This is a genomic window from Sphingomonas sp. CFBP 13720 (genome assembly GCF_014842075.1).
Lineage (GTDB): Bacteria > Pseudomonadota > Alphaproteobacteria > Sphingomonadales > Sphingomonadaceae > Sphingomonas.
Map to the genome: position 1 here is coordinate 105,632 of NZ_JACYVA010000002.1, position 24,059 is coordinate 129,690.

At 64.5% G+C, this 24,059-nt stretch carries 23 protein-coding genes; 3 read left to right on the forward strand and 20 right to left on the reverse strand.

The features are described from left to right. Nucleotides 1-35: 35 nt before the first annotated feature. The 3 genes from IFT55_RS05580 to IFT55_RS05590 form a co-directional block, all read right to left on the reverse strand. Nucleotides 36-914, reverse strand: coding sequence for a DNA adenine methylase (locus IFT55_RS05580; RefSeq protein ID WP_192089921.1), 879 nt, complete (start codon nucleotides 912-914; stop codon nucleotides 36-38). Nucleotides 915-965: 51 nt separating this feature from the next. Beyond that, nucleotides 966-2,261 carry a hypothetical protein gene (locus tag IFT55_RS05585; protein ID WP_192089923.1) on the reverse strand — a complete coding sequence of 432 codons (1,296 nt, stop codon included), beginning with the start codon at nucleotides 2,259-2,261 and terminating at the stop codon, nucleotides 966-968. A 219-nt stretch (nucleotides 2,262-2,480) separates the two neighbouring features. Beyond that, complete coding sequence (locus IFT55_RS05590; protein WP_192089925.1) at nucleotides 2,481-2,801, reverse strand: hypothetical protein; 321 nt, start codon at nucleotides 2,799-2,801, stop codon at nucleotides 2,481-2,483. A gap of 51 nt (nucleotides 2,802-2,852) precedes the next feature. On the opposite strand from IFT55_RS05590, the gene IFT55_RS05595 reads away from it, so the two are divergent. Both IFT55_RS05595 and IFT55_RS05600 read left to right on the forward strand, forming a co-directional pair. Further along, nucleotides 2,853-3,035: a type II toxin-antitoxin system HicA family toxin gene (locus IFT55_RS05595; protein WP_192089927.1), complete on the forward strand. Its 183-nt coding sequence runs from the start codon at nucleotides 2,853-2,855 to the stop codon at nucleotides 3,033-3,035. Nucleotides 3,036-3,080: 45 nt separating this feature from the next. Beyond that, nucleotides 3,081-3,539 carry a type II toxin-antitoxin system HicB family antitoxin gene (locus tag IFT55_RS05600; protein WP_192089929.1) on the forward strand — a complete coding sequence of 153 codons (459 nt, stop codon included), beginning with the start codon at nucleotides 3,081-3,083 and terminating at the stop codon, nucleotides 3,537-3,539. Between the two features lie 130 nt (nucleotides 3,540-3,669). Here the strand turns inward: IFT55_RS05600 and IFT55_RS05605 are convergent, their stop codons facing one another. The 7 genes from IFT55_RS05605 to IFT55_RS05635 form a co-directional block, all read right to left on the reverse strand. Continuing rightward, nucleotides 3,670-4,095 (reverse strand): hypothetical protein, encoded by a 426-nt coding sequence (locus IFT55_RS05605; protein ID WP_192089930.1) that lies wholly within the window; start codon nucleotides 4,093-4,095, stop codon nucleotides 3,670-3,672. Beyond that, nucleotides 4,095-4,604, reverse strand: coding sequence for a TIGR02594 family protein (locus IFT55_RS05610; protein ID WP_197976338.1), 510 nt, complete (start codon nucleotides 4,602-4,604; stop codon nucleotides 4,095-4,097). Before IFT55_RS05610 ends, IFT55_RS05605 begins: the two co-directional genes overlap by 1 nt. A gap of 118 nt (nucleotides 4,605-4,722) precedes the next feature. Continuing rightward, nucleotides 4,723-5,169: a hypothetical protein gene (locus IFT55_RS05615; RefSeq protein ID WP_192089934.1), complete on the reverse strand. Its 447-nt coding sequence runs from the start codon at nucleotides 5,167-5,169 to the stop codon at nucleotides 4,723-4,725. Next, nucleotides 5,166-5,795: a hypothetical protein gene (locus IFT55_RS05620; RefSeq protein WP_342029238.1), complete on the reverse strand. Its 630-nt coding sequence runs from the start codon at nucleotides 5,793-5,795 to the stop codon at nucleotides 5,166-5,168. The genes IFT55_RS05615 and IFT55_RS05620 overlap by 4 nt, the downstream gene beginning before the upstream one ends. Beyond that, complete coding sequence (locus IFT55_RS05625; RefSeq protein ID WP_192089936.1) at nucleotides 5,761-6,351, reverse strand: hypothetical protein; 591 nt, start codon at nucleotides 6,349-6,351, stop codon at nucleotides 5,761-5,763. The genes IFT55_RS05620 and IFT55_RS05625 overlap by 35 nt, the downstream gene beginning before the upstream one ends. A gap of 8 nt (nucleotides 6,352-6,359) precedes the next feature. Beyond that, complete coding sequence (locus IFT55_RS05630; protein ID WP_192089938.1) at nucleotides 6,360-10,259, reverse strand: hypothetical protein; 3,900 nt, start codon at nucleotides 10,257-10,259, stop codon at nucleotides 6,360-6,362. Beyond that, the gene (locus IFT55_RS05635; RefSeq protein ID WP_192089940.1) at nucleotides 10,256-15,988 is read right to left on the reverse strand and encodes a hypothetical protein; all 5,733 of its coding nucleotides are present in this window, start codon (nucleotides 15,986-15,988) and stop codon (nucleotides 10,256-10,258) included. Before IFT55_RS05635 ends, IFT55_RS05630 begins: the two co-directional genes overlap by 4 nt. A 168-nt stretch (nucleotides 15,989-16,156) precedes the next feature. Here IFT55_RS05635 and IFT55_RS05640 point away from each other — a divergent pair, with 168 nt between their 5' ends. Further along, nucleotides 16,157-16,483 (forward strand): hypothetical protein, encoded by a 327-nt coding sequence (locus tag IFT55_RS05640; protein ID WP_192089942.1) that lies wholly within the window; start codon nucleotides 16,157-16,159, stop codon nucleotides 16,481-16,483. Here the strand turns inward: IFT55_RS05640 and IFT55_RS05645 are convergent. The 10 genes from IFT55_RS05645 to IFT55_RS05690 all read right to left on the reverse strand — a co-directional run bounded on the left by IFT55_RS05645 (nucleotide 16,480) and on the right by IFT55_RS05690 (nucleotide 24,057). Further along, nucleotides 16,480-16,893 (reverse strand): hypothetical protein, encoded by a 414-nt coding sequence (locus IFT55_RS05645; protein ID WP_249403620.1) that lies wholly within the window; start codon nucleotides 16,891-16,893, stop codon nucleotides 16,480-16,482. The two genes, IFT55_RS05640 and IFT55_RS05645, sit on opposite strands and share 4 nt — an antisense overlap. Before the next feature lie 17 nt (nucleotides 16,894-16,910). Further along, on the reverse strand, nucleotides 16,911-17,327 hold the full coding sequence (locus IFT55_RS05650) for a hypothetical protein (protein WP_192089944.1): 417 nt from the start codon (nucleotides 17,325-17,327) through the stop codon (nucleotides 16,911-16,913). A gap of 101 nt (nucleotides 17,328-17,428) precedes the next feature. Further along, nucleotides 17,429-17,875, reverse strand: a complete 447-nt coding sequence (locus tag IFT55_RS05655; RefSeq protein WP_192089946.1) for a hypothetical protein — start codon at nucleotides 17,873-17,875, stop codon at nucleotides 17,429-17,431. Between the two features lie 68 nt (nucleotides 17,876-17,943). Then, nucleotides 17,944-18,129, reverse strand: coding sequence for a hypothetical protein (locus IFT55_RS05660; RefSeq protein ID WP_192089948.1), 186 nt, complete (start codon nucleotides 18,127-18,129; stop codon nucleotides 17,944-17,946). Next, nucleotides 18,129-18,548, reverse strand: a complete 420-nt coding sequence (locus tag IFT55_RS05665; protein WP_192089950.1) for a hypothetical protein — start codon at nucleotides 18,546-18,548, stop codon at nucleotides 18,129-18,131. The genes IFT55_RS05660 and IFT55_RS05665 overlap by 1 nt, the downstream gene beginning before the upstream one ends. Beyond that, entirely contained in the window at nucleotides 18,545-19,090 is a 546-nt protein-coding gene (locus IFT55_RS05670) for an HK97 gp10 family phage protein (protein WP_192089952.1), read from the reverse strand. Before IFT55_RS05670 ends, IFT55_RS05665 begins: the two co-directional genes overlap by 4 nt. Further along, a complete protein-coding gene (locus tag IFT55_RS05675) occupies nucleotides 19,090-19,473 on the reverse strand; it encodes a phage head completion protein (RefSeq protein WP_192089954.1) in 384 nt (127 codons plus the stop codon). The genes IFT55_RS05670 and IFT55_RS05675 overlap by 1 nt, the downstream gene beginning before the upstream one ends. Beyond that, complete coding sequence (locus IFT55_RS05680) at nucleotides 19,470-19,979, reverse strand: phage gp6-like head-tail connector protein (protein WP_192089956.1); 510 nt, start codon at nucleotides 19,977-19,979, stop codon at nucleotides 19,470-19,472. The genes IFT55_RS05675 and IFT55_RS05680 overlap by 4 nt, the downstream gene beginning before the upstream one ends. Next, nucleotides 19,979-21,010 carry a hypothetical protein gene (locus IFT55_RS05685; RefSeq protein ID WP_192089958.1) on the reverse strand — a complete coding sequence of 344 codons (1,032 nt, stop codon included), beginning with the start codon at nucleotides 21,008-21,010 and terminating at the stop codon, nucleotides 19,979-19,981. Before IFT55_RS05685 ends, IFT55_RS05680 begins: the two co-directional genes overlap by 1 nt. 11 nt (nucleotides 21,011-21,021) lie before the next feature. Beyond that, the gene (locus IFT55_RS05690) at nucleotides 21,022-24,057 is read right to left on the reverse strand and encodes a hypothetical protein (protein ID WP_192089960.1); all 3,036 of its coding nucleotides are present in this window, start codon (nucleotides 24,055-24,057) and stop codon (nucleotides 21,022-21,024) included. Between the last annotated feature and the right edge of the window lie 2 nt (nucleotides 24,058-24,059).

Consider the following 24,059-nt stretch of genomic DNA (forward strand, 5'->3'; position numbering starts at 1 on the left):
AGACAACGGGAGCCTCGTAGACCGTCGCGTCCCGGTCACCGGTACTGCGGACGATAAAAGATCCTTTCCCGCACTTCCGGCGGTAGTTTCAAACCCTTCGACGCGACAAGGAGCTCAGTTCCTATCCGCTTCGTTTGGACCGAGTAGTTGACGTCAAAGCTGAACTGTCGGCGCGATTTGTAAAGATGGGATATCTCTGGGGTGTTGTCGTAGGTAAGTATCCACGGCCGGGTCAAACCCAAAACAGCCTGACTAACCGCCAAGTGATCAGCAGGATCATAGTAGCTGGTGTAAAGGCTAGAACCTTTATTAAAATACGGAGGATCGATACAGAAAAAAGACCGATCGGGTAGATCGCTTTCCATCTTCTCAACGAATAGGAGAGCATCGGACCTATAGAAGTGGATTCTAGACCGGTATTTTGCAATCCTGTTTATTCGTCTAACCAAATCATTACGATTAAAACGGCAGTCTATTTTATAGTTTCCTTGCTGATCCAACCCACCGATGACGCCAGCTCCTTTAATTATTCCCGAACGGTTAGTCCGGTTTAGAAAGAAGGTTGCAAAGCCTACCGTCAGATCGTCGTAATCGCTCTGATGGAGATAAATGTCACGCTGCCGGTGCCATTCCGATATAGTCACAGGCGTTTCGGCAATCTTCTCCGTCAGAGCGGCGGTGTCGTTCAGGACTGCGTTCCAAAAGGCCCAGATTGTACGGTCAACATCGTTCAAATGGACGTCACTGACGTGGCCGCCAAAGAGCAATGATAGTGCTAATCCCGCGCCGCCGGCGTAGGGCTCTGCGTAATGGCCCCGATCTAGGCGGTTCAAGCGCAGCACGTCCGCCATCAAATCGTACAAGCACGATTTACCGCCAGGGTAGCGGAGCGGAGAAAAAGAACGCGAGGACATAGAGCTTCAATATCACAATCTGGATGGGGCGGCCACAACTCGAAGCGTCAGTCAGCTGACGGCCTCGGCAGCGCACCCGATAATCAGTTTCTTCAATGTTTCCATATCGTTAACGAGCTGCTCGCCATTGAAGAAAGCAGCGCCGCCGTCGTGCTTCGTGACATCACCTGAGGTTGATACCCGGCGTAGCGCTTCCATGATCGCCTTGTCCCCCTTGCCGGTCGGCAGCCCGTAATCTTTCAACCGCTGCTTGCTAAAAAACGACGGAAAGTCGGTGCCGACGTTGCGCCCAGCCTTAGCTGTCAAAGACTCTAAGAATGCCCACGCCCCGATGGCCACTAAGGGCGTATGCGCGTCGAGGGCGACTGAGCAGATAGAACTATAAAGGTTGGGTAGCTTGTCACCCCCCAGCCCTTCTAACGCATCCATCACGTCGGTATCGTAGGACACATACCGAGGAGGCTTACGTTTTTTCGGACGACTTTTCTTTGGATCAGTTTCGAAGCTTGTCCGCGCTGACGGGGTCAGCGACGTTGGCTCGGTTCGCTCGTGCGTTTGACCACGCATCGCGCCAAGTTCCCGGGCGTACGCCGTGTGCTGATCCTTATTGGCGCGGCTGTTTACGCTGCCAGTCCCTAAGTCATCTAGGAATTTTCGGAGTAACATATCGAAGTTGGGCTTAGACCTATTCCGGCTAATGTCGTTCACGTTCGAACCATCGATGCCAATAGCTTCGCGCACAAGCGGATTGTTAAGGTAACGCTGAACAGTTGTAAGCCGCCCTTTGCGCCCTTCTGTCGTGATCAAACCCTCGGATTCTGCGTAGTCGAGTACGGCGAGCGCAAGCTTGTTTTTGCTACCGCCGCTGTGACGCGCCGTTTGATCTGAGTTCCACTTCTTACGGCCAATGCCGCCTTGCTCGCCTTCATGAATACGACTCAACCAAAGGCGCACAGCGTCGCGGTCAGAGAATACCATGCAGGTGAGTTCGCCGACACCCGGCCAACCTTCTCCTAGATCAGAAAAACTTTTTCGCATTTTCGCGGGCGATCTTTCAGGATCGTCCAGAAGCTTCAGCGCACACAAACGCCTATTACCTTCAGCAACTGTGAAAGATGGCTTACGCTCCTTACCGCTTCCGCTTCCCTCGTCCGGAATAATAGCCAATAGTTCAAGCGGGTTCAGACCGTTCTGAACGATATCTTTCGCAAGCGGAAAAATGTTCTCGTACCGACAGAGATAGTCGATAACCTGAGCCTCGTTTTCGTATAATTCATGCCGAGGGTTTTCTAGATCGAGAAAAATCCGACCGATTTCCACTGCCTGCATTGTAGGAATATCAGACACTTGCCCCCCCCCGACTTGTGAACGATGAGGGTTAGAAGGCATTGGATACCATCGGTCAATGCCGCTTCATGCCCAGTCCGGCCCCCTCGAATGGCTTCGCGCAGTGGGCGGAGGAAACATGGTCGCCAACTGAGCCGAAAGATCAGCATAGCGGCACTAGGGTCGATTCGTTTCACCCGCTCACCCGTTACCACACGTAACGCGCGTAACAGGTCGGCCCTAGCGCTCGGCGGGCTTCACCCGCGCCCGTATCCCGTTCAGGCACCGCATCATGTTCTGCTGCCGGCTGATCGGGTCCGCAGAACCCGCAGCTTCCCAGTAGTCGATCAGCCATTGCTTTGGCGCGTGCGGTCGCAGGACGTGGAGCGCGAGCCGAACTGCCGACGTCTGCTGCGGTTCTTTCGCGGCCGGCCAGAACGCTTCGTCTAGGACTTGTAGGGCGATGGCTACGGTTCGGTCCATCAGCCGGTGGTAGCAGCCCGCCGCGTCGGTGGAAGCATGCCGAGTGAAAAGACAAACCCAAGCGGAAAAAAGCGACATTCCTGTCTATAGACACTTGCGTCTATAGACACCTGTGTCTATACAGAATGCATGAACAGCGATCAATTCCGCCGCTACCTCGCCAAGCAGGGGACCACCTTCGAACCGGGCAAGGGCGGACACCTTCTCTGCCGCCGCGACGGTAAGACTTCGGTCCTTCCCCAGCACGGCGGCGCGAAGCAACTCGGCACCGGGTTGATGCGGAAAATCAAAAAAGACCTCGGACTGGAATAAGCCCGGGGTCGACCCCCTACCCTACCACAGGCCAAGGATGGCAAGATGCTCTACTACCCCGTCGAACTGACCCCAGACGACAACGACACCGTGATGGTGACCTTCCCCGATGTTCCTGAAGCCGTTTCGTTCGGCGATGACGAGGCCGAGGCGCTCGCCAACGCGGTCGACGCGCTGGAAACCGCTTTGAACGGCTACATCGCCGACCGCCGGGAAATCCCCGCGCCATCGGCGATCGGTCGGCGCCACGGTGTCAGTCCGAGCCTGCTCGCGTCGCTGAAACTGGGCATTTACGCGACAATGCGCGAACGTGGCTGGCGCAAGGCAGACCTTGCCCGCGCTATGGCGGTGAACCCTCGGCAAGCAGATCGGCTGCTCGATCTGACCCACGCCAGCACCGTCGCGCAACTGGAACAGGCTGCGGCGGTCGCAGGTGGCCGCTACGTCGTGGAGGTGCGGAGCGTCGCCGACTTCGCGGATGACGGGGCCTTGGCCGACGCCTGATCGGCACGACCACAACCGGCCCCGCGATCATCGCGGCCACGCCTCGACCAGCAACTTCCGCTTGTCGTCGCACGATGCCAGATCGAACCGGCCATCGCGGATCGTCGCGTCGTCGTCAGCGGCCGTGGCGCTACCGTCGGACTGGCGGTGTTGTGGCGTCGGTTGACAGGGTGTCAGCGCCGCTGCTGGCGGTGGCGGGAGGTTCGGCAAGCTCGGCATCGAGCTCGTCGATCGCGCGCACCCGGTCAGCGCCGCGACAGCGAGCGCGGCCAGCATCAGTCTGTGCATATCGTGTCACCGTGTCCGTGGATTTGAGGATGATCGGATCGCGGGCGGTAAGCCGCGCCGCGTACTGGTCGGCGGCATCGGCGAGCGCCGACGCATAGCGGACCTCGGCCGCCGCCTTCGCGCGGTCAGCGTCGGCCACGTTCTGGATATGCGCCTGCCGCTCGTTGGCGATCGTCAGGCGGGCATCGGCCAGCTTGCGATCAGTCCACAGCCAGCCAGCGGCCAGCGCCACGATCGGCACGAGCCACCACAGGCGGCGAAGCAACATCACGCTTCATTCCGCGAAACGGCCGCGCCGTTTGTCCCCAGCAACACTGGCTTGCCAGCGACGACCACCCCGGTTGGCCACCGCGCCGCGATGCATCGGTCCTTCGCGATCCGCATGACGCTCACCGCGTCGCCCTGATTGCCGCCCAGCACGTGATAGGCGGCAGCGTCTTCGCCGACGTAGAACCCGACGTGTCCGCCACCGGGACGCTGGAAGACAAGGATAGCGCCCGGCGCGAGGCGTTCGAACCGCAGGCGCTGGCCGTAGTTCGCCCATGCCGACGCGCGCACCGCGATCGGCGCGGTCGGCAAGCCGGCCTCCTGCATGCAGGCTGCGACGAACACGCCGCACCATGGCACGCTGTCCGCGTTGTAGACGATCCCAAGCGCCTTCGTGCCCAGTCGCTTGACCCAGCCCATGATCGTCGGGCTGTTCGCCGGGCCGGGGGCTTCCCGCGTGCCGAGTTTCGAGCGCGCAGCTTTCAGCCACGCCGGTTCTGCCGTCGTCATGGTTATGCTCCTGTTCATCTATGTGTTTGACGGCGACCGATTCGCCGCGTAGCCGGCCGCCTCACCGCAAGTGAGACCTACCTTTGCCCCCGCCCGCGAAGCCTCGCGGGCGGGGGCCTTATTCGACCTTCTTCAGATCCTCGGTCAGCCGTGCGATCGCGTCGCCGTCCGCCTCGGGCGTCGGTGGAGCATCGCTCGCCATGCCCTTTACGAACGTGTCGAACCCACCGCGCACGGCAGCGAGGAACTGACTCTTGCCGATACCGATCAGGCCGTACCCGATACCGGCGATCGTCATCGCGCTGACGGCGGCCGGAAGAAGGTTCAGCGAATGGGCCTGCGTCCACAGCGCTGCGATCACGCAGCACAGGAACGTCACCGCAGCGTCGAGAAAGACCTGCTTACGGCCCTTCGTGTTGAGGAAGACACACAGCCGCGTAATCAGCACGACAAGGATGCTGACGACGAACGGACCGGCTTCGAACCGATAGCCCAGACCGAACAGGTTCCAGACCACCGGGAGGGGAGTTGCAGCCGCCGCCCCCAGCGCCGACTGTAGCTTCACCGGAGGATCACCGCCGATGCGGCTGCGACGAAGCTCAGGATCACGATGCCGAGCGCGCGCGCCAGTGTTGGCCAGCGGGACCACATATCGACCGGCAGCGGTGCCTTCCGCAGCTGGCACTCAATCCCCGGCTCGCCCAGCATGACGATCGTCATCCACGTCATGCCGGCGATCACTGCGAACGGATCGATCCAGCGTTTCGCCATCAGCACGCGGGCGACCGTTGTCGGGTCGTTCGGTGCCCAGCCCCACAGGTACATTGCTTCCGCACCGCACCGCAGGGTCAGGCCAATACCAGCCATGACGGTGATGAGCCGGTATAGGCTGACCGGATCGAGCGGGTGATCGAACCGCCGCTGCGCCCAGATCCGGCTTAGCTGCCGGAACACGAGCATGCCCCCCAGGAACATCGCGGCCGTCATCAGGAACAGGTTGAACAGGAACAGAGACGCGCCGTCGTTGAACGATGGCGGCGCGAGCGACGGCGGCGCGTTGGCGACCGTCTGCGCGGCGAGGCTGTTGGCGGTCATGTTGGCGCGCACCAGCGCGCCCGGAAGAGCGATGTCATATCGGCAGTCCTTTCGGTTTGGTTCAGGCAGGCCAGACGATGGCGGCAGCAGCGGCACGCTTGGCAGCGGCGGTCGCTGCCGCCTTCACGTTGTCGACGCCGACCTGCTCGGCCGCTTCGATGCGCGACACGATCGCGTGAGAGGCGTCCGCGCCGGCTGCGAACCGGGCGATAGCCGCGTCGATCGTCGGTTCGCCACGCAGCGCCGCCTCGGCCAGCGCATATCGGAATCGCCGGGTGCGCTTGATCGGCGTCAGGGTCGTCAGGGCGGTCAGTATCTGCGCGACGCTGTTGCCCATCGCGTTGAACGCCTCGACCTCGGCCTGCTTGGCGGCATAGATCGTTTTCTTCATGCCGCCGGGCGTCGCCATCGTCATCTTGCGGCGCTCGGCTTCATCCTTGATCGCGGCAATGAGCTGCGCTTCGATCAGGGAAGGCGCATCCTCCCATTTCCCGGCTGCGAAGTTGAAGCGCTGGCTCTCCTGCTCGCCGCGCTTGGGTACGGTAAAGAACCGGTGCTTCGGGCTGGTCGGCCAACCAGCTTGCGCAGGGGTGCCGCCCGCCGGGACAAGGATCTGCGCCAGCACCGTGCCGGCTTCATCCGTGACCGTCACGTTGTCTATCATACGCCGATCCTCATCGTTGCGTCGAAGCCCTGCGCCCCAGCGTTCCCCGCCAGCTTACGGATCATCAGCGCGAACTCGAACGTCGCCCCGCCCGGCATGCTGACGTTCTGGGAATAGGATGCTTCGCCGGTCTCATATTCTTCCGTCGACCGGCTCCAAGAGGCAGTGGTGCCGCTGATGCCCGGCGTCAGATCGGACCAAGCGCCCCCGCCGCCCGCCGGGCGGTACACGACCTTGAACTGCGCGGCGTACGTCTGATTAGCGACCGAGTAATTCGCGACGACGCTGTAATCGGCATAGACGAGGATCGGCATCTGCCCGCTGGCGGGAACGGCAACGGTAGCAATCAGGCCGCTGGGGAACGCAAGGAACGACGTTGAGTCCGGGTTTCCGTTGGCGCCCTTGATGGTCTGCCCCGTTGCCGTCTGCGGCGGGGGCGCGTCGAGATTACGCGATACTGCGATGCGTTTTGGCGCGACGAGGTTGATCCCGTCTCGTGTAGCTGACACCTCGACATATCCATCGGCATTAATCTGCGTGATTGAAACGATCCCGTTGCCGTAGCTGGCCGCGATGCCGCTCGACGTCGACACGCCGATGGCAACCGCGCCGAGCATGTCAGTCGTGCCCTGCTTTACGCTCACTGCGACGTTGCGCGGCAACTGCCCGGCTTTCGTCACGCCGTTGTACGTCGCGTTGACGACGACGACATAGCTGCCGAGGTCGAGCGCGAAGGGCGAGGTGCCGTCATCCCCCCGGATCAGCGACCATACGTAGTCCCCCGGCTCCGGGCTGTCGGCCTGCACGAAGTCGACGTACACGCCGAGATACGTCCGCCCGGTCGCGTCGAACAGGTGGAAGTCGACGGTCCCGTCGGCACTGTTCGCATAGGCCGTGTGAATGTAGCTGGGCCGCCCGTCGGCGCCCGGCGCGCCGGGGATGCCGTTCGAGCCATCAATGCCGCGCAGCCGGGTCCAGCTATACGACGACGGGAAGGGGCTGTCGGCGGCCGTGTGGTCGACATAGGTACCGATGTAAGCGCGGCCCTCTGGTGCCCCGATCGTGAAGTCTGCCGTTCCATCCGGGCTGTTCGCATAGGCGAAGTGAACGAAGCTCGGCAGGCCGTCCGCCCCGTTCGATCCGTTGACCCCGTTGGTGCCGTCGCGACCGGGCGAACCGTTCGTGCCGTCCGTGCCGGGAATGCCGTCTTTGCCATCCTTGCCGGCGGCACCGGCAGCGGCATAGCTGATCGCGTCCAGTCGCGTGCCGGGCGGGCCAGCGACCGCCGCATCGAGATAAAGCAGCTGGTCCGCAGCGACCGCGATCTTCCGGTACTCGAACCCGTTGTAGATGTAGCGGATGGTCTGGTTGTCATAGACGATCTGGAACGTGCCCAGCCCGTATCCCGGAATGCCGCCGCCGACATGCGCCCCGCTCTCATAGATGTAGGCGTTTCCGTCGCCCGCCAGATACCACGCGTAATCGATGGTATCGTAGCTGTTGTTCGCGGCCGGGTCACTGTTAAGGCCCGCCATGATATCCGCGCCGCTGCCCTGTCCTGCGACGAACGAACACTGCACGCCGCCGCGATAGCCTTCGGTCGAATAGCCGCCGCCGGTATCCCAGCCACCGCTGCCCTGCTTGATGAGCGAGTTGCCGCCGACGAACGTATCGCCGCTGCCCGTCAGGCCGAACGCTGGCGGTCCCTTGTACGCGGTCCAGACATAGTCGCTGGCAGTGCCGCTGTCGACGGCGATGAAGTCGGTATAGGTGCCGACGAACGACCGCCCGCCGGGCTGGTCGACCGTGAAGTTCACCTGTCCGTTCGGGCTGTCGGCATAGGCGTAATGGACGTAGGTCGTTCGTCCGTCCGCACCGTTCGCGCCGGGTGCGCCGTCAGTCCCGTTCCGGCCGTCTGCGCCGTCCTTGCCGTCCGATCCGCTGATCCGCACCGGGGCGGACCAGCTGCCAGCAGGCGTGCCGTCGCCGTTGCGGCGGATCGTTGACAGCCACAACGGCGGCGGGTTCAGCAACGTGAAGTGGTAAGAGAACGCACCGAAGTCGCCGAACCCGTTGATGTTGGCCCACGGGCGCATGCGTGTCGCGTTGGCGGGCACCGTGATCGTGCCGTTGTAGAAGCCCGCGCTGCCAGCCGGATAGGATGCGACCGCCAGCCAGATCAGCGTGCCGTCCGTCAGTCGGAAGTTCAGTCCGATCTGACACGGATGATTCGAAGCGGTCGCATTGATGTACCCGTCCAGCTGGTACACGTCGCCGGGTTCGCAGCGCATGAAGGCGTCGCCGGTGAAGTAATCGTCACGGTGGTCGGCAAAGTAGCGATCGCGGATCGCCGCCTGTGTCGGGCCGTCATACCATTCGCTAGGTGGCCCAACCGGTACGGTCGATGATCGAACGAACTGACTATCCAGATAAGGGCCGTCCGCTCCGTCTTCGCCAACGCCGAGCACCGCCGGCCCCCACGTCGCGCCGCCATCGTTCGACTGGCGATAGTAGCGATCCGCACCGAAATAGTTGTCGTGCCAGTTGGTGGAGCCGTCGATCGACCATTGCGTGCGGACCAGCGGGGCGCTCAACCCGTCCTTTCCGTCGACCCCGTCGATCCCATCGCGGCCATCTTCGCCATCCTTGCCCGGCGCTCCCGCGCCGGAGGGCAGGATCTTCGCCGCCTTGCTCAGCCCTTCGACCGTGAGCGACAGCTTGCTGACGCGCTCGCCGATCGCGATCGAGAAATCCTTGAAGAATCCATAGACCGTCAGGCTGTCGAGCGTGTCATCACCGATCCACAGCGCCGGCCGCGCGCGGACCGCCGCGATCCGGTTGGCGACCACGTCGACCGCGTCGCTGCGGATCATGGCGTTGACCGCCATCCGCTTCGCCCAGCTGCGCTGCACGACCGTGACCGCGCCGAAGTCATCGATTTCTTTGCGGCTGTAATCGTTGATGCCGGCAGTCGGCGATGCTTCGGTTACGCCCAGCGCGACGAGTTGGCCGATCAGCAGCGTCCCGACAGTAACCGGCCCGTCGCCCGCGATCGTCACGACGACCGGGCCGTCGGGCAGATCGAAGAACGTCACCGCCCCGACACCGACCGCCTGCGTCCGGTCATAGCCGTCGGCCTCCACCCGGATAACCGATGCGCCGACATCAAGTAGCGCGAGCGCGTCCGCCGCGCCGGCATCCAGTGTCAGCACGATAGCGGCGTCCGCCATCGTCTCGGACCCAAGCGCCTGATCGAACATTGCCCACCGGTTGGTCGCGCCGATGTCGAGCCACTTGCCGGACAGGCCGGCAGGATCGTTCCCGACGTTGCCGTCCGCAGCGCTCTCGTAAACGCGATGCGTTGCCGCCTTCATGACGCGCGCGCCAATCGGGTAGATCGCGCCAGCTGCCCATTCGGCATGGTCAGTTTCGGCAACGCTCGACGCTGTCAGCACGGCGTCGGTCACCGCGACAGGCTGGATCAGCCGCAGCGTCGATGGCACGCCATCTGGCGCGGGATCGCCGCCCGCATCAGCGACAACCGTCGTCTCCGCAAGCCCCTCGACCGTCAGCGTGCAGAAGCTGAGTGGCGGCACGTTCAGGTCGAGCGAGAAGTCTTTGTAGAACCCCCGCACCGACAGGCTGGCGAACCGATCGTCGGCGACCCAAAGGGCTGGCGTGGCGCGCAGGTCGGCCAGTTGCTGCTGCACAATGTCAGCCTGGCCGAATGGCAGCGCGAGCTTGACCGACATGCGACGCGAGAACCCGCGCTCCACGACCGTCGTGATACCGAAGTCGTCGGTTACGCGCCGGCTGAAATCGGTGATGCCGATCGTCGGCGCGTCCTCAGTCGTGCCGAGGTCAATTTCGGTGCCGTCGTCGCGAACAACCTTCATGCCACGTTCGCCACGCTGATCGCGTTGCCGCCGCTCTCCGAAGTGACGTTGTCGAGCATCCGCACCGCGCGCCCGGTATTCGCCGCTGTGGTGGCATGCCCGGCATTGTTCTCGCTGCGCATGGCCGCGATCTCCTGTCGTAGTAGCTGCATCTCGTTTGCGCTGTCATCGTTCGCGGCGGGCTTGGCCTGCGAAGCGGCACCCGGCAGCGAGGCGAGGATCGCTGCGTTCGTGGCCGCAGGCGAGGCGGCAGCGTTGCGGCTGATTGCGGCATAGGTAGCTTCGAGACTGGCAGCGGTTTCAGCCTGTACGCGATCCATTTCCTGACGGCTCGTTGCGACCAGCGAGGCGGCGCGCAGCAGTGCCTGCGAGATGCCCGGCAGGCTCTTTGCCGCATCCTGATCGCCCGCGCGGGCGGCGGCAGACGCCGCGTTGAACTGCCCCGACAGGTTGGCGAAGCTGCCATCCCCGTCGCCACCGCTTAGGCCACGGATGCGCTTGACCTCATCCATGATGCTGTCGCCGACCGACGTCCACGCCTGCCGCAGCGCGTCGGCGGCGCTGGCCGCTTCCTTTGCATCCTCGATCGCCCAAATCTGCATTTGCAGCGCGCGGTTGCTGGCATCCAGCTTGGCGAGGTCGAGCGCGCGCAGCGCAGCGGTATCGCCACGGACGTCGAGCATCCGCCGTTCCAGATCCTGCCGCTCGCTGAGGATGTCCGCTGCGCTCTTGGCCCCTTCCAGCGTCGACTGAAGCTGGGCGAACGCCGGGGCGATCCGCAGCAGGGTCGCGTACGTCTCCTGACCTGCTGCCGTGGTCAGGTTCTGCGCGTCGACCAGCGCGCGGAAACCGGCCAGCGTCGTCGGCATGGTAACGCCGAGGCTGTCGAACACCTTGCCCATCTGCGCCGAGCGGGCAGCCGCCTGCTCCTGCTTCGAATAGAAAGTGGTGAAATAGGCATCGACCGCATTGGTCAGCGCGCCGATGGTTTCGAACTGGTCAGCCAGCCCCATCTTTGCGTCGAGGTTCAGCGCGCCGGCCGCGACGCCGAGGTTGCCCAGCGATGCCGTCACTGCCTCGACTGTCGAGGCGACGCGAACCAGCGTCTCGAACGCGCCTTCGCCGACCTGCTGGAAACGATCAATGCCGGGGAAAGCGGACTTCGCCATGCTGTCGGCCGCAGCGCCGAACACCGCTTCCAGCTTCTCCTGTATCTGCGTGCCCGTCAGACCCTTCAGATCGATCTTGCCGATGTTGACGACGAAGCCGTTCAGGCGGCGCTGCACCTCGTCGGTCGACGCACCGAGCGGCCCGGCGGCGGCGGCGATGGCATCGTTGAACTGGCGCAGGATCAGCGTGAACTGGTTCTCCAGCGTCGCGTCAGCATTTCCGTACTGCGTCGAATAGGATTTGCCCGTCGTGATGCCGAGGAACTTCTTCTTTTTCTCGACGTCCGAATAGGTCTGCGCGTCGAACCCGCCGTTCAGGACGCTGCCGATGGTCTGCGACTTGCCGAACAGGCCGGATGCGACGACGCTCGTGGTCGAGCCGAACAGCGAACTGAGCATGCCGCCGAAAATCGGGACCGCGACCTTCAGCACCGAGCCGATCGCGTTGGTCTTGAAGCCTTCGTTCACACCCGCCGACGCATTGATGTCGCCGCCGCGCACCAGCACAGATGCCAGCCCGCCGATCTGATTGTCGATCGAACGTAGCGAGTTCGCCATGTCGCGCGAAGCGTTCAACGTCAGGGTGTCGACGTCCTTCAGGGCGTCGATCGCACGCTTGATGCTCTCGCTCTTGGCCGCGCTGTCGCCCAGCACGCTGCCGGTGCCTTCGTTCGACTTTGGCAACGAGTTCTTACCGCTGCTGAACGCGCCAGCGATGCCGACGCCGACCGCTGCCAGCGCGGCCACGGTCGCTGCGCCCGCTGCGATGTTGAGCGGGAACGGCATGCTGCTGATCGCGCGCACGACGGCTTCCTTCGCCGCGATGGCAGTACGGGCGACCGCGCTGGCGATCTTCGTCGCCGTCTCGCGAATGTCCTGCGCCATAGCGCGAACCGACATGGCGAACTCCACCGCACGGAACGCCTTTTCGGCTGCAAGCATGACCTGATAGCCCTTGCTCTTCTCGTTGAAGAACCCCTTCGCGGCGCTCGCCATGTCGCCGAACATGCCGATCTGCTGCGTCGCCGACTGCAACGCGAACCGGGTATTTGCCCGATCGATGGCTGCCTGACTTTCCCCCGCTTCCCGAAGCTCCTGCTCGCGTTCAGTGCTGAGCCGAGCACGATCAGCTTCATACGACGCGTAGATCGACGCGACATCGCCGATCGATTGTCCGACTTTACCGAACGCATCAGCCATCCCGGCCGCAGCATTCTGCACGTTGCGTGCAATCAGATCCCAGCGGTCGGCGGTGAAGGTGAGAGCGTCGTTCCATTCGCGCTGCGCGATGGCAAGGCGCTCGGTCTGCACAGCGATATCAACCTGCTGGTCGATATACGCGGCCCGATCTTCGGGCTTGAACTTCGCCGCCTCCCGGGTTGCGCGTAGCGTCGTTAGCGCCCGCGCACGTACGAGGTCGGTCGCACCGACCAGTCGCAGTTCCTCGCGCAGGTCTTCGAGCTGGTTGCCACCTTCCTTCATCGCCGTATCGAACACTGCCTTCCGCTCAGCGTCGGTTAGGCGCTGACGCGCGGCGCGCTGGTCGTTCAGCGCCTTGGTGGCGGTTGCCGCGTCTCCGATCTGATTACGCATGCGCGCCGCCTCGATCGCCGCGAGAAGCGGCAGGTCTTCGGTCTGGGCGCGGATGAGTTCTGCCGCCTGCTCCGCCGGGACCAGTCCGGCCGCGACCATGGCGTTGACCCGCTCCTGCACCTCGGCCTGCCCACGCATCCCGGCAATCGCCTTGCCCGAATCCGCGACGCGCTGGGCGATCGACAACCGAACCTGCCGATCGACCGACGCCTCGATGTCGGCGCGCTGCTTGATCGCGGCGCTCTCGGCCTTCACACGCGCCTCTGCGATCAGCGCCGCCGCATCCGAAACCCGGTAAGCATCCGCCAGCTTGTACAGGTTGCGGATCTGCGCCTCGATCGCCTCAGCGTCGCGTACCAGCTTCTCGGCATGGTTATTCTTGTCTGCCTTATCCGGCGTCCGATCCGCCTTCAGTTCCGCAGCCTTCTTGTCGATCCGGTTGCGCGCTGCCTTTTCCCCGGCCGCTGCTGCGTCCGTTGCGAAGCGATTGATCGCGCCCGAGGCTTCCTTGGTTGCGCCGGTCACGCGGGTCGTAACAGCGGTGGCGATCGTTCCTGCCGTATCGGCTACTGACGCAGCCAGCTTATCCAGCCCCATTGCCTGCATGGCCGACGAAGCCGCGCCGCTCAGGAACCGGACTGCGCTCTGGATCTTCGACAGCAGCCAGTCGAAGAAGTCGCCGATCGTTTTGCCAACCACGCCGGCCGCATCAACGATAGGCTGGAACGACGATACCGCCGCTGCCGACGACGAACTGAAGAACCCGGCGAACTGTTTCGAGAACATATCCCAGAGGTCGACCATCGCCCGGTATCCGCCGACGAATACACCGTAGATTTCCGACACGAAGTTGATGGCGATCTGCGCGTCGTTCGGACCGAACAGATAGTCGATGATCTTCTTGCCTTCGATCTTCATGTTCATGCGGTCTTGGATCGTCGTCCACATGCCGCTGACCATGTCACCGGTCGTAACCGACACGTCGCCGAGCTTCTTCATCTCCTGTTTGGTGAGGCCGAGGCTGGCCGCGTACTGCTTCAGGTGCGCGTCGTCGCTGACGTCGTCCTTCCACCGCTTAAACGCCATACCGGCAACGGCGAGCGGCGCGGCGATCACGACGAGGGCGGTCAGCCACGGTGCCAGCGCCCGAGTGGCCGTGCGCGCGGCGGCGGCGGTTGCGTTCGCAGCGGCGGTCTGGGCGGCTGCAAGCTGCGCCGCAGCGGTGGCTGCGAGTTCGGATGCGGCAGCAGACGCCGTCGTCGCGCTCGCGACACTGGCTTCGGCAGCGGTCAGTTCGGCAGCGGTCACAGCGGCGGCGGCTTGCGCAGTCGCGAGCGCTGCCTGTGCTGCGGCGTCGGTAGCGGCAGCCCCGGTAGCCGCGACCTGCGCCGCGACCAGTGCCTGTTCGGCAATCGCATGCTGGGCGGTGGCGGTCGCCGCGAGTTCGTTGGCGATCGTCAGTTCGGCGGCGGCGACCGCAGCGGCAGAACCGGTCGTGGCAGCTGCGACCTGCGCCGCAGCATGGGCAGCAGTCGCTTCCGCCAGCGCGGCCGTTGCGGCAACAGTCGGCGTGGTGACGATCGCCAGCCCGAGGATGGCTTGCGCGAGGCCGGTGATGCCCAGCCCACTCTGCATGGCGATGCCCTGCAACTGCGAACCCTGCTGGATCAGGACGAGGAACGGATTCTGCCCACCGGCCAGACTGACGCCGATATCGTTCAGCTGCGCGACGACGTTCGCCATCTCGCCCGCGCTCAGCTTGCGCTTATTGATCCCGTCATCGATGCCGGCGTTGGCGCGCGCCTGAGCGCGCTGCACTTCGTCCAGACGGCCAGCCAGTTCAGTTGTGCTGCGGGCGTATTCGTCCTGCCCGATCGCGCCCGAACGATACAGCCGAACGGCATTTTCCAGTTCGCGGCCGAGGCGCTGCTGCGTGGCATGAAGGGGATCGATCGACGATCGGAGCGAGTTGAGCGACGCATCCTGCGCGGCCTGCGCAGCAGCGGCCGCGCGAGCGGCGTCAGCCGTTTCCCGAAGCGACACAGCAAGTTGCCGCTCTTGAGCCGCCAGTGCGGCGGCGCGTGCCTCGGCCTCCGCATAGGCGGCTCCGGCGGCGCGGATGCGCTGCGCCTGATCCGACAGCCCAGCCTCGTCCGCAGCGGCCGCGCGACGCGCGACTTCCATCTCGCGTAGTTCGGCGCTGGTGCGCCCGATCGCGGTGGCTTCCGCTTCCAGCTTCGCCGCGAAACTGTCGGCCGATGCGATAGCAGCACGGCGTGCCTGATCGGCGGCACGCTGCGCTGCCTCCTGCTCGCGCATTGCAGCAGCGCCGCGTCGTGCAGCCGCCTCGAACAGATCATACGCTCGCGCAGCCGCACGAATGGACTGCGCCTCAGCGGCGGCTGCTTCGGCTTTCCGTACTGCCTCGACTTCGCGCATAGCGGCAGCGCCTTTCCGGGCAGCAGCTTCGAACATGGCATAAGCCTGCGCCGCCTCGCGGACGACCTTCGCCTCGGCCTCGACTGCGGCGGCTGCACGGTTCGCAGCAGCTTGCCGGGCCTCGACCGCTCCACGCAAACGGCCAGCGAGGTCCGTATTGCCGACTTTCGCGGCCGCCAGCGCGAGCGCCTCACCTTTCGCAGCGCGCAGTTCGTCACGCGTCTTGCCGATGGCAGCGGCCTCCCGCTCCAACTGGCGAATGAACCCTTCGCCGGCCTTCTCAACACGATTCTTCTCACGCGCGACGCTGGCCAGTTCGCGGGTTGCCGCTGCGCTGAACGACGTCACACTGGCAGTTGCACCGCCAAGGTTGATCATCCGTGCGGACGCCTTTTCAACCTTAGCAAACTCGTTGACGGCCGAGGCTGTCGCACGGTCGATCAGATCGTCCAACTGCGTCAGTGATCCGAACGAATTGCCGGTGTCGATCGCGAAGCCAACCTCAAGGGTCGGGTTGCCATCGTCCATCACGAAATCCTTTCGAGCACGAGAAAGGGCGCTCCGAAGAACGCCCCTTTCTGATCAGCGAAGTGGTATCTCCATGTCGCGGGCGTGCCGCCGAACATGGATCGGATTAATTAGAAGCCGTATCAGCAACAGCGCAGCGATTCGCTTACCAGTAGGGACCGTAACCAAATGAGCTTCGTCGCACTCTTCGTCGTGGTCGCCGCCCCGGTATATCTCACGTGTAATCTGAACCCGGCAAAGCCGTTTCCCGTCCAGATTGCCGCCGACGAAGCAAACGGCCGGGCAACGGTCACCTTCCCAAGCAACGGGCGATCCGTCATCCGTCGAGCCGTGTTCGATGAGAAGACGGTCACCATTCTCGATAATTCCGCAGTCTGGAAAATCGACCGTGTTACCCTTGAGGTTCGTCGCCGGTTCGATGCCGCGCCGGCAAGCGAGCCAGACGAGACTGGCGGCTGCGAAGTTGCGAAGCCACCGGAAAACCGGGCATTCTAGCCAAGCAGCATTCGCAACCGGGCGGCTTCGGTATCGATCTCGCGTCGGGTGACTTCCATCCGCCAAGGTGGCGGACAGTTCTCACTTTCGGCGCGGCGACCTTCGGCCAGATACTCGTTTGACAGGGTGCGCAACAGCCGCGCCTCCCATGCGGATAGGGAGACGCCGGTGTTGCGCTGCCATTCTGATATCTCGCGCCAGCTGATCGGCACGCTGCCCATCCCGGCCGCTTCTGTTATGCCGATCTCGATGAGGCGGGCGATAATGTGAGGGGCGCGGTTGGGTGGCATGGGCGGAACGATCTTCGCCCGCTTCATCGCATCAAGGCGGCTGACCTGCTCGCCCGGCTCGGCTGTTTTCGCCCGTTTCGTGAGCGCGTCCGGTTTCGGCGTGGCACTGAGCCACGCCATCTGCCGGACGTACAGCTTCAGTTCGTCGCCGAGCCGGGCTTGAAGTTTCCCCAGTCGGTGATGAACTTCTGCACCTGCTTGACGATGAAGCCGAGTTTCGGATCGGCATAGACCTGCTGGAACAGCGGTGCGCCGCGCGCGTCGCCGGCCGGCGGATAGGTCAGGTTCTCGAAGTCGACGGTGATCGCTGCCAGATCCTCGGCAACCTCGGCGTTGCGGGTTTCCTGCGGCGCGACGCTGACCTTGCCATCATTGTCCTGCATCCGCTTGATGGCGCGGTTCGTCTGGCGATCCTCGACTGCGGCGAACGGCTTGGAGCCGGGGCCGTAGATCACGATGCGAACGGGCTTGCCGTCGCTGTACAGGAAGTCGCCGGCAGCATCCTTCAAGTGCAGCTTTGCCGTATCCACGACGGCGGTCTGGGTGATGTCCATGATATTCCTTTCGCGGGTGTTGCACCGACCCGCCCCGACACCCGCGAGGAGCGGGACGGGCCGATGCCTGTCATCCGGCGGGATCGCCGGAATGGTAGGTGTCAGGCCGGCGCGGCGACCTTGACGATCTCGGTGTTGATCTCGACCGTAGGCGTGGCCATCACGATCGTGTCGGCCCCTTCGATCGCTTCGGGGTAGCCGAAGGTCCGGCCTTCAAAATAACGGATCGCGCCGTCCGGCAGCGTGACCATGAAGGTATACTCGGCATTGCTGGCGGCGGATGCGCGCAGCAGGTTCTGGCCGGCGTCGGCATCGTCATGCGCAAGCGTCGGCGCGAGCGAGCCGTAATCGACCGAACCCTTATGCTTGACCTTCGGCCCCTTTAGGGGCTGGAACTCGACCTTCGCGAAGCTGGCACCGATCGTGCCGATCTTTTCGATGCCGCCGATCTCGGTGAAGGTGAGAGCGCCATAGCCAGCGGCGTCGCGCGTGGCTGGCTTGGCGGCCGTGATGGCCAGCGCAGTGCCGGCCGCAGTGGTGGAACCCATATTATTCTCCAGTGGGTTGCCGGACGCGGCCGGCAGTTGCGTGCCCGACTATTCGGGCACGGAAAAGGTCAGGCTTTCGCAGCCGGCTGCTCGACCTTCGGCTTGTCGGGCGATACGAGGCCGCCAGCCTCGTAATTGGCCAGTTCGCCGTCGGTCGCCGCGACCGGCTTGCCCTTCACGAAGGATTTGCCGGTGCCGGAATCGTTGAAGTCGCGCGTTGCGTACATCGGCGGCGTGTTGGTCTTCTCGGTCATCATTCTTCTCCTGCTGCTCTTGCGGGCGCGTCGAAACTCACCCGGAAGTCCTGTGTCTGTTCGAAACTGTCCGCCGGCCCCGCCACGTCGGGTCCGGTGCCAGCGTTCAGGATCGAGACGTTCACCGCGCCGCCGATCCCGCCGGTCCGCCCGGCGCAACAGGCGATGACCAGATCGATGATCTGGCGTTGCGATCGGTAATTCTTGGCGCGCACGGTCACGGCGACGCGTTCAGTCATGCGGACCGAACCCGTGCGTCGCAGCTTCAGGCGTTCGACCACACTGACGGTGCGGATCAGCAGCGCATCCAACACAACGTCGGACGGCAGCCGACCCGACGTCATCCGTTCCGCCGGCACCAGCGCGGTCAGCGCCGGGTCCGCCCGCATCAGCGTGCCGATGATTGTGGTTCCACTCATTCACCGTCGCCTTCCGTCTGGCTTATGATCCCGCGACGACCGACCCGCGCGTTGATGTACGCCTGCGCTGCGGCGACTGCCTCGGCTTCCTTGGTGTCCAGCGCTGGGCGGAGGAACGGGTGCGCCTGTGCGCCGGGATGAAGCACGGTCTTGCCGACCGGCTTGCCGTTGATGACGAGGACGCCGTCGCGCTTCTTCAGCAAGTTGATCCGGGCAGCGGACATGCCCTGCCGCTGGGAGTCATCGACGGTGATGTAGTGGGGGTCAGTCCCGTACTCGAGCCAACCACCGAGCGAGAGCGCCCAGCCCTTCGATGGCCCACCTTTGGCAACGCCGATCCGCGCAACGACGCGACCGTCGTCAGACCGCACTTTCACCTCGACTGCGTCGGCGACTACTTGCGATTGCGAGCGGGCCTTCGCCTCTTCGGCGATGACCTTTCCGGCCGCGCGGGCCGCGCCGGGCAATACCTTTTCCTGAAGCAACTGCGGAACGTCGGCGATGAACCGCTTCAGTTCGGTGCGGCCGCGAACCGTGACCATTATGCCGAACTGCCCGCCGTCGAATAATCCTCGATCACGAACTCCAGGGCGAAACGCCGCCCCAGTTCTGCCGGTTGGGTCACGATCTCTGCGGTGCGGTCAGTCAGCCACACCGGCTCGCCATCGTCGCCCCGTACGTTTTTTCCGATCAGGACGCGCATGCTGGACACGATGCCGTCACGGAAGCGGACGCGGACACGCGCCGGGCGAGCGGCGACGTTGATCCCCTCCGCCAACCGCTCTCCCCGGCTCGGCAGCATGTCCTGCACTTCGGCCGCCATCTCGGCGACAAGCGCCCAGCTGCCCGATCCTGCGCCATCCAGCGAGGTATCGGCGATCGGGCGCTCGATACGGATGCGGCGGTCGAGCCGTAGCGGCTTCATACGGTGAGCAGCCGATACGACCAGCAGACCGCCTCGACCGGCTTCAGCGATGCACTGGCATCGTTGCTGCGTAGCTGTTCGAACATGCCCGCATACAGCAACACGCCGTGGAGCAGACCGGCGGGGACTTCGTCCGGCGTGGTATAACCGGCCGTGTAGACGATCGTCGCCGGGTTGTTGCTGTCGAACGACGGCCAGCCCGCACCGGCGCGGACCGTTGCCGGCCGGCATACCGAATAGAGGCGAAGTGGTATGATCTGTTCGACGTCGCCATCCGAACAGGACAGCGTCGGCTCTCCCGTCACCGGCCAGTTATCCAGCGCCGCATGGCCCGCCGACCGGCGCAGGGGCTGGTGGAACGTGCGTGGACGCAGGATATGACCCGTGTACCGCTCGACCCAGTCGACGCCAGCTTCCAGCGCCAGCGTGAGGGTGTCGTCGTGATCGATCTGATCCTTCTCGTAGCCGAGGAAGGATTTGACGAGGTCGAGCGTCAGCGCGGTCATCAGCGGATGCCTAAGCTGAACCGCAGCCGCGCCGTCTCGCCGGGCTGGATCAGCATCTGCGGGAACACCAGCTGCACGACGTCGTCGGCGTTGCGCGACGCGCCGACCTCCATGCGAGTGCCGAGCACCTGCGGCGTGTTGTAGCCGGTATAGGCCGCATATGCGCCAGCGACCGACGTCGACATGTAGAACACGCCCGCACCGTTCTGCATGACACTCTCGACCGTGCCGGCGGACGGGACGCGGTTGAGCGTCTTGTGCAGGTCGCTTTGATCCGGGTCGACGGACCAGTTGTAGCCGGCCACCACTGCCGCGCGGGTCCGATTCGTGAAGCCGACGTCGAGCGTCAGTTCCTTGCCGGCGAGCGACACGACCTGATCTACGTCAACCCCGTTCGTGCTTCCCCGCCAGTTGAACGGGCTGACGAACTTGCCCGCAATCTGGCTCCAACCGGCCAGTGCGTTGTTCGACGCGCGCACGCCGTTCACGACGACGGTGAAGCCGCCGATCGCGCGACCCTGAAGCGTCACGTCGTCCTTATCGGCAAGAATGCCCAGTCGGCGCAGGCCGGTCGCTACGTCGGTGCGGAACGGAGCTGGCACGTTGTAGAGCGTGCCGATGTTGCCGCGCGCACTGAACCCGAAGCCAATCACGCGGTTCTGGATCGCGGCCTCACCATTGGCGAAAAGCGCCGCATCGACGTCCGATGCGACCGGCGGGACAACGACGACCGGCGGCTCGACCACGACGGGCGGTTCGATCACAGGCGGGGGCGACACGGCCAGCGTCGGGCAGGCCAGATCGGCTCGCACGTAGAGGAACCGGGGTCGATAGTCCGCGCACAGCTTGGCGTCACGGTTCGCCGCGATCCCACCGCGCTTGACGGTGAAGCGGATCACGCCATCGCCCGGCGTCTTGTCGACCAGTTGTTTGGGCGACTGGTAGCTGGCGGCGGGCGGCGCGGTGAACGTCTGTGCTGCGACCGTGGCGGGTGCCAACAGTGCGAGCGCAAGCAGTAGCAGTTTACGCATGATCGTCTCTCCTATGCTGCGGTGACTTCGAGGCGGGAAAGGCTGACGCCGCCAACCGCCGTCGCACCGTTGCCGCTAAGGCGATGGCCGATCGTGCCCGCCTCAAGGATCGGATCGGGGTCGGTGAAATCGATCCGCGAGACGCCATCGACGAGGACGACGATCCGGCTGCCGCGTGCTTGTGCCTCGGCGACCCCCGTGCCTGTCGGGATCGCTGCTGCATAGGCGCCGACGATCGCCCCGGCGACGCCGCCACCGGGGAAGCGATACAACCGCCACTCTGCTGCGCTGTTGCTGTACATGACGCCGTAACCGCGATCCGCACCAGCCATCCGACGGAACAGGAACATTGCGTTTGTCGTGAGCGAAGAACGGCGGTTAAAATCGGCCTTCACGTTGTAGTCAGGCGACGAGGCGACGAAATCTACGACCTCGAACTCAACCGGGACGGTCGACGTGATCGTAAATCCGCCCGCCCGGTCGATCTGCATCGCCGCGCCCGACACGCCGATCGCGGCGTTCCGGCCCCACGTATGCCCGCTGTCGGACTTGCGCGATCCGCCGATGCCGGGATCGGCCGTCGCCGCCGGGTCGGCGGTGAAGGTGTCGAGGAATAGGACGGTTCCACTCGGCGTACCGCCCGCCGCAGCGACAACCGGGCCGACGCTGGTCGACAGGCGGGTGCGCGCGCCGGCAGCGTTGGTGGCGGTCACCTCGCAGTCGATGACCTTGTCCTGCTCGCTGGTCGTGGGCGTGTAGGTCTTGCTCGTCGCACCGACAATAACGACCGTTTCCGCGCGCCACTGGTACGCGTAGCCGGTCGGGCTGTTGGTCCACGTGCCGTCCGAGACGGTGAGCACCTTGCCGACTTCCGCCGTGCCGGTGATCGTCGGACGAACCGTGTTCTCCGGTGCGCCTGCTGCCGTGACCGGGCCGAGGGGGTTGGACGCGGCCGATACAACGGTCCCGCTGCTGAACGTGGCCTTCTCCTGATAGTCGATGCCAAGCGCGCCAGCGTCCGCCGACGTGACAACATAAGTCGTGCCGGTCGCGCCTGCGATCGGGTTGCTGTCACGCCGCCATTGGCCCTCGACCGACGTCGGCGTGGCGCTGTAGGTGCCAGCGGTCGTACGGGTCAGGGTCTGGCCGACTTCCGGCGTACCGGCGATTGCCGGCGGTGCGCTGTTCGTTGGGCCTGCGGGCGCGGTCGCAACGCCGTTGACCGGCAGTGCCAGCCACGCCGCGCGCAGCGGCACCGCCATGCGGATGTGGCCGCTCGAAAGCGGGTGGCAGCCGTCCGAGGTGAACGGGCCTGCCCACTTGAACGGGTCTGCTGCGGCCTTCACCGGCGCGTAGATGTCCGCGAACACGTCGGTGCCGCCAGCGACCCCAACCTGCGTCGCGATCCACTGCTCGAACAGATCCTTTTGCCCGCCGGGTGCCCAGCGGCTCGTGACGTACGTCTGGCCTTCGGGCGTGCTGTAATCCGCGCCCTGACCGACGACACGCGGCGGCAGCGTGGTGGTGAGGATCTTCTCGATCCCGTTGTCGCGCATCAGCTTCCAGAACGCGAGGCGGGTCGTCTTCATCTGGTCGAGCGTGCGGCTCGTGCTGTTCGTCCCGCCGATATCGTTCGTGCCGAACTCGTCCAGCGCGATGTTCACGAAGGGGAGGATCGACTTGCCGCGATTGATGCGGCTCATCCACTGGTCCTGCTTTTCGCCCGGCTGCGACATGTGCAGCAGGGGCAGCACGTTCTTGCCGTCGCTGTCGGCGGTGGCGCGGTCCCATGCGCCGAACCCGACCTTGTTCGCGAGGCCCTGCGAACCCCATGCGCTGTCCGCCGCGCCGTACATGATGCTGTCACCGGCAGCGAGCGCGGCTTTCGCGCCTGCGGCTACCGGATCGCCGATGATGAACAGCGACATGCCGGAACCGCCGGTCGGGATGGTCGCGCTGGGCGGCGAACCGGTGAAGCTGCCGACGCCGTAGACATCGCTGGTCAGCGCCTCGTCGGCGGGATCGTAGAACTGGTTGGTCTGGCCCTGCGACCGCGACAGGGTGCCACGCTGCACGATTACGCCTGTCGGCAGGATCGCCTTGATGCGGACGTAGATTTCAGCGTCGCGCGGGAAGTTTGCACCGAGCGGCGTCCCGCCGACCAGCTTGGACGTGTCGATCCAGTCCGAGAACAGCAGGTCGACCGCCGGGTCAACGACGCCCGAAGGGGAACCACCGAACGTGACCGGGATATACCCGCCGTTGATCTCGACAGCGGCCTTTTCGATCGTGAACGCGACGGGCGTGACGGACTCGCCGCCGGGCTTGCCCCATGACGGGATCGCGAGCCGGAACCGGCTTGCGACGAAGCCAGTTAGGTGCAGCGAACGCTGGCGATACCGACGATCGACCGTTATCGTGGACGTCTCGAACCCGACGCGCTGAAGGTTCGTCCAGATCAACGGCTTGAGGGTCGGTTCGGGCGTCGGCCCGGTCGTGGCGCTGACCGTCACTGCCGGCGAAGTGGCGACGACGTTACCGGTGCCGGTGTTCTCCAGCACGAGCGAGCCTTGCACGACAGGCACGACGGTCGTCCCGGTCCCGATCGACGTGCCGTTCAGCAGCCAGCGGCGGCCCAGCACCTGACCGCCGTTGCTCATCGCGCCATCGATCGCGCTGAAGGTCGCGCCAACGTTGCCCGACGTCGGGCTGATCGACGGATTCGACGTGAACGCTGCGACTGATGCCGACACCAACGTCACGACGTTGTTGCGCGGGCTGAACGTCGCTCCGGCCAGCGTCTCGGTCAGCCCCTGCACGGCACCGACCGCGCCCGTCCCGTTGTAGCTGTAGGTCCGCGCTGCGCTGTTGACCGTGAGGCCGGGCACGGCGCTGGCGATCGTAGAGCCGGTCGTTGCATTCAGGATCGTACCGCTCGACGGCACGCCTGCGACGAGCGCGCCCGACAGGACGAGGTCGTTGAGCGACGGGACATATGTGAAAGGCGCGGACGACCCACGGCCCCCACGGGTCCGAATAAATACCATAG